This window comes from Pseudomonadales bacterium, assembly GCA_013215025.1.
Taxonomy (GTDB): Bacteria; Pseudomonadota; Gammaproteobacteria; order Pseudomonadales; family DT-91; genus DT-91.
In genome coordinates this window covers 1-1,633 of the sequence record JABSRR010000338.1, presented here as the reverse complement: position 1 = coordinate 1,633, position 1,633 = coordinate 1, and the positions used below count along the sequence as shown (strand labels likewise).

General features: G+C 45.9%; 3 protein-coding genes. All 3 read left to right on the top strand.

Going from position 1 to position 1,633, the window contains the following annotated elements:
• The coding region (locus HRU21_13475; GenBank protein NRA43294.1) for a ribosome recycling factor at positions 1 to 219 on the top strand (219 nt) is incomplete at its 5' end.
• Between the two features lie 54 nt (positions 220 to 273).
• Complete coding sequence (locus HRU21_13470) at positions 274 to 987, top strand: isoprenyl transferase (GenBank protein NRA43293.1); 714 nt, start codon at positions 274 to 276, stop codon at positions 985 to 987.
• A 9-nt stretch (positions 988 to 996) separates the two neighbouring features.
• A partial coding sequence (locus HRU21_13465; GenBank protein ID NRA43292.1) for a phosphatidate cytidylyltransferase occupies positions 997 to 1,633 on the top strand: 637 nt, incomplete at its 3' end.

Below are 1,633 nucleotides of genomic sequence, written 5' to 3'. Positions count from 1 at the left end.
ATCAAGCAAGCTAAGGCTGAGGCTGAGGCTGGACGAGTAGCGATTCGTAATATTCGTCGTGATGCCAATTCACAGTTGAAAGATTTAGTGAAAGATAAAGAAATCAGTGAAGATGATGAGAGACGAGCTCAGGATGATGTGCAAAAAATTACTGATAGCGCGATTGCTAAAGTAGAAGCGCAGCTAAAAGTTAAAGAAGCGGATTTGATGGAAATCTAGCGAAATTAGCTTTAGCAGCTCAAGCAGTACAGGAAACTTCGCGTGACATCAATTTTGCCCAAGCATATTGCCATCGTTATGGATGGTAATGGACGTTGGGCTAAACAACGAAAGCTACCAGTCGCCGCAGGTCATAAGGCCGGGGTTGAGGCCGTTCGTTCAGTTTTGGAGCTGGCTAAAGATGCCGGTGTGCATTGTTTAACCTTATATGCCTTTAGCTCCGAGAATTGGCAGCGACCAAAGCTTGAGGTGTCGGCGTTGATGACGCTGTTTTCGAGCTATTTAGATAGCGAAGTAGAGCGTCTGGCTGAACAAGGTGTTGCGCTGCGGTTTATTGGCCGCAGAGATAAATTTGACGCTAAGTTGTTAAATAAAATTCGCTCTGCTGAGCAAAAAACCGCAGCAAATAGTCAGTTTTTTTTGAATTTAGCGGTAGATTACGGCGGCCGAGACGATATTTGTCAGGCAGTGCAAGCTTTAGCGCAGCAAGTCGAGGCTGGGCAGCTGAAAGCCAGTCAGATAGATCAGGCAATGATTGCTGAGCATGTGGCGCTGGCTGATTTACCCGAGCCAGACTTGTTTATTCGCACCAGCGGTGAACACCGCATAAGTAATTTTCTTCTTTGGCAGCTGTCCTATGCTGAGCTGTATTTCAGTGATGCATTATGGCCGGATTTTGATGCGCATGAATTTCAAGCGGCTTTAGCAAGCTATGCCCAACGTGATCGGCGTTTTGGCGCTAGACCTGATACAGATGATAATAATTAAGGGAAACCTGTGTTAAAACAACGCATAATCACGGCGCTAATACTGATGTCGGGCTTATTGTTAGCTTTATTCAGTTTGTCGCCCAGCCAATTCAATTATGTTTTGCTGGTTATTCTCGCCTTAGGTGCTTGGGAGTGGTCTGACTTATCGGCACTGTCACAACAGTGGCAAAGAGTTTTATACAGTCTCTTTGTCGTCTCTCTTACCTATCTGCTGGCCGTTAATTTCCATTTTTTACCAGGCTTAAGCGGCGCGATCATCATACCGATTAGGTTCTTAGATGTGATGGGGTTAGCAGGGCTATTTTGGGCTGTAGCGTTGTTGTGGGTGCTTAATTATCCTGCCAGCAAGGTCATTTGGGGGCATTCATTGTTTCGCGCCATTATTGGCGTATTCGTTATTGTGCCCGCTATTTTAGCGGTAATGTTTATCTTGAGCTTGCCTCAGAGTCAGTGGCTGTTTCTTTATGTACTTGGGATTGTAGTGGTGGCTGATGTTGGTGCCTATTTTACTGGCAGTCGATTTGGTGGCGCAAAACTAGCCGCTGCGGTCAGTCCAGGTAAATCTTGGTCTGGTTTTTGGGGTGGAGTTGTTTGTGCATTGATCTATGCAATGCTGTTGGCATGGTATTTTCCTCAGCCTGAGC